Source organism: Mycobacterium sp. UM_11 (assembly GCF_001414075.1).
In the GTDB taxonomy this organism is placed as follows: Bacteria; Actinomycetota; Actinomycetes; order Mycobacteriales; family Mycobacteriaceae; genus Mycobacterium.
Genome location: NZ_LATC01000155.1, coordinates 1 through 7,458, shown reverse-complemented (window position 1 = coordinate 7,458; position 7,458 = coordinate 1). Strand labels below are relative to the sequence as shown.

The following is a 7,458-nucleotide window of genomic DNA, read 5'->3' as shown; positions in this document are numbered from 1 at the left end:
GCATCACCGCCGGGATCGGGGCGGTGATCAACAGGAGCAGCGCGTACGACGGGTGACTGGTCAGGTATGGGTACGTGACGCGCCAGGCGGTGTTGCCGCCGTAGACGGTCACCGGGCCGACGTCGGCGCGAACCGTCGGCGTCCAGGTCCCCTGCACCACGCGGGGCCTGACGAGGGAGCGGACGAAGAAGAATCCGAACACGAGCGAGACCACGAGCGCGCCCCAGAAGGTCCCATCGAGCCGTTCGCCGGTGCCGGGCACGCCCAGCGCGCCGTGGATATCGATGACCTTTCCGATGAAGAACGTCAACGGCATCACGACGAAGAACTCCAGCAGCCAGATCTGGATTAGCTGAGGAATGCGCGAACCGAGCCGGTCGAAGGCAAGCACACGTTGCCAGAGGAACCGCAATAAGCCCATGACCGGCGACCATATCGATCAGGAGCGATAGCGGCAACGGTTTGGGCGATCCGCGATGCGCTTTGCCCGCCGCCTCAGACGTAGCCCACGCCGATGTCGACCGAAACCTGGCTGGCCGTGACCAGCCGGGACTGGTCGGAGGCCAGCCAGGCGACCGCGTCTGCGATGTCCTCCGGCTGGGCCGTGCCCTCGGGCAACAGCGGCTTGTGCAGCCCGCGCAGGTGCGGGTAGCTGTCGGCGGCCGCGTGCAGGGCTTCACGCATGCGCCCGGTGCCCATCGGTGTGGCCACCGCTCCGGGATTGAGGCTGTTGACGCGGATGTTGTACCGGCCGAGCTCGGCGGCGAACGCGCGCGCCATCCCGACGACGGCGTGCTTGCTCGCCGTGTAGTGGATCATGAACGACTGCATGTTGATGCCGGCCGCCGATCCAATGAGGATGATCGACCCGCCGCGACCGCCGTCGATGATGTGTCGAGCGCCGGCCATCACCGTGTTCCAGGTACCCGTCACGTTGGTGTCGATGGTGTCGCGGAACGCCTCCGCGGTGATCTGGTCCCAGGGCGCGGGGCTGCAGATCCCGGCATTGGCGACGATGATGTCGAGCCGGCCCAGCTCCCCGACCGCGCGGTCGACGGCGCCTTTGAGCGCGTCCAGGTCCCAAATGTCCACCGCTGCGGGGATGACCCGTTTGCCGTTGGCTTGCACCAAGCGGGCCGTCTCGGCCAGGTCATCCGCGGTCGGAGAGTCGTAGGGGACGCTCGGTGGCAACGGCCCGGCGATATCCACCGCGATGATGTCGGCGCCTTCGGCGGACAGGCGTACGGCGTGGGCGCGGCCCTGTCCCCGTGCGGCGCCGGTGATCAGCGCCACCTTGCCCGAAATCGATTGAGTCATAAACTGTTTGCTCCTCTCGGCGTGGGCTCCGCGTCGCGCCCAGCGCGCCCCCGGCCAGGCGGGGCGATTCCGGTGTTCTGAATTCGACTCGGCGAGCGTAGCGTCGAGTCGACGCCGCCGGACAGCCGAAAGGAAAGAACATGACCGTCACCGTTGTCGACGCGGGTCCACGACGGGTAAGCCGGTCGGTCGAAGTGGCCGCGCCGGCCGCCGAGTTGTACGCGATGGCCGCCGATCCCCGCCGGCACAGCGAACTGGACGGGTCGGGCACCGTCCGGGACAACATCAAAGTGCCGCCGGAAATGGCTGTGGGGTCGAAGTTTTCGACCAATATGAAGATGTACGGCCTGCCGTATCGCATCACCAGCACGGTGACCGCCCTCAAACCGAACGAACTGGTCGAATGGCGCCACCCGCTGGGCCACCGGTGGCGGTGGGAATTCGAGGCGCTCTCGCCGACCCGCACCCGCGTCACCGAGACGTTCGACTACCACGACGCCGGAGCGGTCAAGAACGCGTTGCGGTACTACGACCTGATCGGAGCGACCAAAGGCAACGCCGCCGGCATCGAGGCGACGCTGGCTCAGTTGCGCGATCGCTACCCCGGGTAGTCGTTCGGCCGTTGAACGAAAGCGGGGTGTCCCTCGTGCCTGCCCTGTGGACGATGTCGAATCTGCCGTGGCCGCCCCCAGCCCCTCTCGTGCGGCGCAGTCGCTGACCCGGACCGGACAACTCGTCGGCCGGTACGGCCTGGTCGTCGTGCTGGCCTGGATCGGGTTCGGGAAGTACGTGAAAATGGAATCCCGGGTGCTCATCGAGCACAGCCCGCTGATGAGCTGGGTCTACGACGTGCTGAGCGTCACCGCGGTGGCGCGCCTGCTGGGGACCATGGAAATCGTTGCGGCGGTTCTCATTGCGCTGCGGCCGGTGTGGCCGCGCGGGTCGGCGGTCGGCAGCGCGCTGGCGGTGGTGCTGTTCATGGGCACGCTGAGCTTCCTGTTCACCACGCCCGGGGTGGTCGCGAGCCACGCCGGCGGCATACCCGTGCTGTCGGCGCTGCCCGGCCAATTCCTGCTCAAGGATGTGGTGTTGATCGGCGTCGCGTTGTGGAGCTGGGGCGATTCGCTGGGCGCGCGAACAGCGTCCCACTGATCAACTCCTTCGCCGCAACCAGCGTGGCCTCATAGGCGTCGGCGTCCAGGCTGGCCGCGCGTTCGGTGAGCCCGCACGCCAGCGCATGGATCGCGTCGGCCGCGGCGCCCGGGTCGGTACCGGACGGCAGCGTGCCCCGCACCCTTGCGTCACGAAGGATCTCGACGATCATGTCGCGCAACGCTTTCAGCCCCGGGTACTGCGGGCGACCGCGCGCCGGGTGTTCGTTGCTTTCGGCGCGGACCGCGCGGTCGAATGCGGCAAGGTGGGGATGCTCGCGCATCAACCGGTTCGTCTCGTCCAACACCGCCGCGAGGCGTTCGACCACGCCGTCGGCCCGTTCGGCCGCGGCCTGCAGCCGCGGCAGCGCGATTCCCTCGATCTCCTCGACGGCGGCGTCCAGCAGCTCGGACTTGTTCGCAAAGTAGTGATACAGGCTGCCGCTGGTCATGTCGGCGGCCCGCGCGATCTCGCGAATAGTGGTGCGGGAGTAGCCCATCTCGGCCACGCACCGCATCGCCGCGGCGATGACGCGCGCGCGGGTCTGCTCGCCATCGGCGCCCACCGGGCGCCCCAGCTGTGACGGCAGAACGCTCATTTGCCTCCGCGAACCCCGGGCTAATCGATCAGTCGATTATATTCGATGCTGTCGGGCTTCGAGGGCCCGGCGGACAGGACACGCGAGTGGGCGGAGCACGGTGACACGGGCGCAGCGGGGACGCCCGGTGGGCGCCAGCGGCGAGGACACCCGCCAGCGAATCATCGTGGCCACCATGCGTTGTGTGGCCACGGCGGGCTACTCCCGCGCCACTATCCGTGAGATCGCCCGCACCGCGAACGTCACCAGCGCCAGCCTCTACAACTACTTTCCCAACAAGGCCGAACTGATCAAGGCCGCGATCGCGGCGCGAACCGACGTCGCGCTGCCACGGCTGCGGGCGGCCGCGGCGCGATCCGGCGACGCCGTCGACCGCATCGAGGCGGTGCTCGACGAATCGGGCCGGTTGATGCGCGAGTATCCCGACCTCGCCGCCTTCGAGTGGGTGATCCGCGCGCAGGGCACCGGGGCGCTGGATCCGCACCTCGAGGCCGGCGCGGAATTCCAGGCGTTCCGCGAAATCATCGAGGGCGTCATCGACGAAGCCGTCCGCAACGGCGAGCTCCCGAACCACTGCGATCGGGACAGCGTGGTCGAGGCGGTCTACGCGCTCATCTATGGGCTGGTCGAGCTGGCCGCCACGTCGCCGCCCGGGGACTACCACGCCGCGCTGGACTCGGCCAAGAAGATGATCAGGGGAACGTTGTTCAGCCGGGTCGGTCGAAGCCGGCCTTGATATGATCAAGCGATTGATTATATAGTCGGGCCCACGAGAGGATCGGGTCGTGACTGAGACCGTTGGCGTGCCGTTCGAGGTGGACGCGCTGCGGCGCAAGTACGCCGAAGAACGCGCGCGGCGACTGCGCCCGGATGGCATCGCGCAGTATGTGGAGATCGCGGGCGCGTTCGCCCACTTCGCCGACGACCCCTGGGCCGACGGGCAATTCGCCCGCGAGCCGCTGACCGACGACGTCGACGTGGCGATCATCGGCGCCGGCTTCGGCGGGCTGTTGACCGGGGTGCGGCTGCGCCAGCTCGGCGTCGAGAGCGTGCGCCTGATCGACAGGGCGGCCGACGTGGGTGGCACGTGGTACTGGAACCGCTACCCGGGTATCGCCTGCGACGTCGAGTCCTATGTGTACATGCCATTGTTGGAAGAGCTCGGCTACGTCCCCAGCGAGAAGTACGCCAAGGGGCCCGAGATCTTTGCGCATTGCCAGCGTATCGCCCGGCGCTACGGCCTTTACCGCGACGCGTGCCTGCAGACCGATGTGCGCGAGATACGTTGGGACGCCGAGCAATCGCGCTGGATCATCCGCACCAACCGCGGCGATCAGATGCGGGCGAGGTTCGTGTCGATGGCCAACGGTTACCAGGCCAAGCCCAAGCTGCCCGGCATCGAGGGCATCGGCGCGTTCCGCGGGCACGCCTTCCACACCAGCCGGTGGGACTACGCCTACACCGGGGCGAATCTGGAACATCTCGCCGACAAGCGCGTCGGCATCATCGGCACGGGCGCAACGGCGATCCAGTGCGTCCCCCACCTGGCCAGGGCGGCGCGGCGCCTCTACGTCTTCCAGCGCACGCCGTCGTCGGTGGACGTGCGGGCCAACCGCGCCACGGATGCGCAGTGGGCCAGCACATTACGGCCGGGCTGGCAGCGCCAACGCATCGAGAACTTCCAGATCCTCACCGCCGGCGGCCAGGCGGAGGAGGACCTCGTCGCCGACGCCTGGACGAGCATCACGCGCAAGCTTCCGGTGATGCGGCATGACGGGGACGGCGTCGTCGACCCGGCACAACGCGGACGCGACATCGAGATCGCGGACTTCGCCAAGATGGAGGAGATCCGGGCGCGGGTCGACGAGATCGTCACCGACCGGGACACCGCGGAAGCGCTCAAACCCTGGTACGGGTACTTCTGCAAACGGCCCTGCTTCCACGACGAGTACCTGCAGACGTTCAACCGCGACAACGTGACGCTGGTCGACACCCGCGGTCGCGGGGTGCAGCGCATCACCGAGTTCGGCGTCGTCGTCGACGGCGTGCCCTACGAGCTCGACTGCCTGATCTTTGCCACGGGTTTCGAGGTGGGCACCGACTACTGCCGCCGCACCGGGTTCGAGCTCATCGGCCGGGGCGGGGTGTCGTTGACCGATCACTGGTCCGACGGGGTGCGCACCTTTCAGGGCCTGTGTACCACGAACTTCCCGAATTGCTTCATCGAGAGCATCGCCCAGGCGGGCCTGACGGTGAACTTCCCCTACCTGTTGGATGTGCAGGCCACCCACGCCGCGTGGATCATCGCCTGGGCACTCGAGCATGGCGTCACCGAAGTGGAGGCCGCACCCGCCGCCGAGGCCGCCTGGGTGGACACCGTCGTCGCCCGCTCGGGCGCCAGCGCCGAGCGGTCCCAGACGTGCACCCCCGGCTATTACAACCGGGAGGGCAAGGCGGACAACAAGACTCGGCAGGGCAGCTTCTTCTTCGGCGCGCCGACCGAGTACGCCGACATGCTGCGCGCCTGGCGGGCACGCGGGGATCTGGACGGCTATCTGATTCGCGGGGCCGGGCCGTGACCAGCCGCCGGGCCCGCTGGCGCTATGGCGTCGGCCGCCTGCGGGCCGCGACCCGGCGCCGGCGGCCGCCCAGGGTGGCCATCATCGGCGCCGGCTTCGGTGGCCTCGGCGCCGCCGTCGCGCTACGCCGGGCCGGCATCGACGATCTGGTGATCATCGAGAGCGACGACGGCGTCGGCGGCACCTGGCGGCGCAACACCTATCCCGGCGCGGCGTGCGACATCCAGAGCCATCTCTACTCGTTCTCGTTCGCGCCCAACGCATCCTGGAGCCGCACCTACGCCCGGCAACCCGAAATCCTGGCCTACCTCGAATCGGTGGCGGACGATTTCGACCTGCGCCGGCATCTGATGCTCGGCACCCGGCTGCGCTCGCTGTGCTGGACCGGCGGGGCCTGGGAGTGTCGGCTGGACCGCGCGGGCGGCAGCGCCAGCCTGACCGCGGACGTCGTCGTGTGCGCCGTCGGATTGTTCGGCGCGCCCAGGCTTCCCGACATCGCGGGCCTCACCGACTTCACCGGTGCGCTGATGCACACCGCGCGGTGGGATCACCACGTCGACCTGGCGGGCAAGAAGGTGGCGGTCATCGGCACGGGTGCGAGCGGGGTTCAGGCGGTTCCAGAACTGGCCAAGATCGCCGATCGCGTGAGCGTCTTCCAGCGGACGCCGCCGTGGATAGTGCCCAAGGACGATCGCCCTTACAGCGCAACAGAATTGGCGACGTTCCGCCGCAATCCCCTTGCCGTGCGCCGCACCAGGTGGCAAATCTGGAAGTTCCAGCACGACAACACGGCGACCTTCGCCGACGACCCCGTCGTCACCGCGCGCACCCAGGTCGCCACGTCGTTCTTGGAGCGCACCGTTGCCGACGAGCGGCTGCGCCGCGCGTTGACGCCGGACTACCCGTTCCGGTGCAAGCGGGTGCTGCTGGGCGACGAGTTCTACCGCGCGCTGCAGCAGGACAACGTCGAGCTGATCACCGACCCGATCGAGCGGATCGGCGAGTCATCGGTGCTCACCACGGCGGGCCGCGCGGTGCACGCCGACGTGATCGTGCTGGCGACGGGGTTCGAGACGTCGCGCTACCTGTCGGGCATCGACGTGATCGGGTCGGGCGGACGGCGGCTGCACGAGCGGTGGGGCGACGACCCGAGCGCGTACCTGGGCGTCGCGGTGAGCGGCTTCCCGAATTTCTTCATGCTCTATGGCCCCAACACCAACCAGGGCGGCAACTCGATCGTCTACATCCTCGAGGCCGGTGCGCGGCTCGTCGCCAGCGCGGTCAGCAGGGTTGCGCGCAAGGGCGGCCACGTGGACGTGCGCCCCGAAGCCGAGAAGCGCTACAACGACAGCCTTTCCGCGGACCTCGAACGCACCATCTGGACCCAGTGCGACAGCTACTTCCGGTCGCCCACCGGGCGCATCGTCACCCAGTGGCCGTACACCGAGCTGGAGTATGCGCGGCGGACCTGGCGGCTGCGGCGGCGGGACTGGCTGCTAGGCAAGGCCGAAGTCGATGACTCCGCGGATCAGGCGGCCGGCAGCCAGGTCGGCGTAGGCGTCGTTGATGTCGTCGAGCCGGTAGCGTCTGGTGATCATCTCGTCGAGGAGTAGCTGACCCGACTCGTACAGCGTTGCCAGCAGCGCGATGTCGCTCCTGGGGTTGCACGATCCGAACACCGTGCCGCACAACGTCTTGTTCATCAGGATGAAGTCCTGCAGCGCGACGGCGATCGAGTGCGTGGCCGGCGCCGGGAGCCCGGTCAGCACGCAGGTGCCGCCCTTGCGGGTGAGCGCCTGTCTCTTATACACA

The 7,458-nt window shown here is 68.4% G+C and carries 7 protein-coding genes and 2 pseudogenes; 5 read left to right on the top strand and 4 right to left on the bottom strand.

The genetic code is table 11. The features are described from left to right. Nucleotides 1-421, bottom strand: a pseudogene (locus WU80_RS23430) (hypothetical protein); the annotation flags it as partial. Nucleotides 422-495: 74 nt separating this feature from the next. Beyond that, nucleotides 496-1,317 carry a mycofactocin-coupled SDR family oxidoreductase gene (locus WU80_RS23425; protein ID WP_055405483.1) on the bottom strand — a complete coding sequence of 274 codons (822 nt, stop codon included), beginning with the start codon at nucleotides 1,315-1,317 and terminating at the stop codon, nucleotides 496-498. Nucleotides 1,318-1,457: 140 nt separating this feature from the next. Here WU80_RS23425 and WU80_RS23420 point away from each other — a divergent pair, with 140 nt between their 5' ends. After that, on the top strand, nucleotides 1,458-1,928 hold the full coding sequence (locus tag WU80_RS23420; RefSeq protein WP_055405484.1) for an SRPBCC family protein: 471 nt from the start codon (nucleotides 1,458-1,460) through the stop codon (nucleotides 1,926-1,928). A 67-nt stretch (nucleotides 1,929-1,995) separates the two neighbouring features. Next, nucleotides 1,996-2,469, top strand: a complete 474-nt coding sequence (locus tag WU80_RS23415; protein ID WP_055405489.1) for a DUF417 family protein — start codon at nucleotides 1,996-1,998, stop codon at nucleotides 2,467-2,469. Here WU80_RS23415 and WU80_RS23410 read toward each other — a convergent pair. Then, nucleotides 2,393-3,067, bottom strand: coding sequence for a TetR/AcrR family transcriptional regulator (locus WU80_RS23410; RefSeq protein ID WP_055405485.1), 675 nt, complete (start codon nucleotides 3,065-3,067; stop codon nucleotides 2,393-2,395). The genes WU80_RS23415 and WU80_RS23410 overlap by 77 nt on opposite strands. A 100-nt stretch (nucleotides 3,068-3,167) precedes the next feature. Between WU80_RS23410 and WU80_RS23405 the strand changes: the two genes are divergently transcribed. The 3 genes from WU80_RS23405 to WU80_RS23395 are packed head-to-tail and all read left to right on the top strand — an operon-like array spanning nucleotide 3,168 to nucleotide 7,259. Next, nucleotides 3,168-3,803 (top strand): TetR/AcrR family transcriptional regulator, encoded by a 636-nt coding sequence (locus WU80_RS23405; protein ID WP_055405486.1) that lies wholly within the window; start codon nucleotides 3,168-3,170, stop codon nucleotides 3,801-3,803. A gap of 49 nt (nucleotides 3,804-3,852) precedes the next feature. Next, a complete protein-coding gene (locus WU80_RS23400; protein WP_055405487.1) occupies nucleotides 3,853-5,646 on the top strand; it encodes an NAD(P)/FAD-dependent oxidoreductase in 1,794 nt (597 codons plus the stop codon). After that, the gene (locus WU80_RS23395; protein WP_055405488.1) at nucleotides 5,643-7,259 is read left to right on the top strand and encodes an NAD(P)/FAD-dependent oxidoreductase; all 1,617 of its coding nucleotides are present in this window, start codon (nucleotides 5,643-5,645) and stop codon (nucleotides 7,257-7,259) included. Before WU80_RS23400 ends, WU80_RS23395 begins: the two co-directional genes overlap by 4 nt. Here the strand turns inward: WU80_RS23395 and WU80_RS26215 are convergent. Further along, nucleotides 7,143-7,458 (bottom strand): annotated as a pseudogene (locus WU80_RS26215) (alcohol dehydrogenase); the annotation flags it as partial. The gene WU80_RS23395 and the pseudogene WU80_RS26215 sit on opposite strands and share 117 nt — an antisense overlap.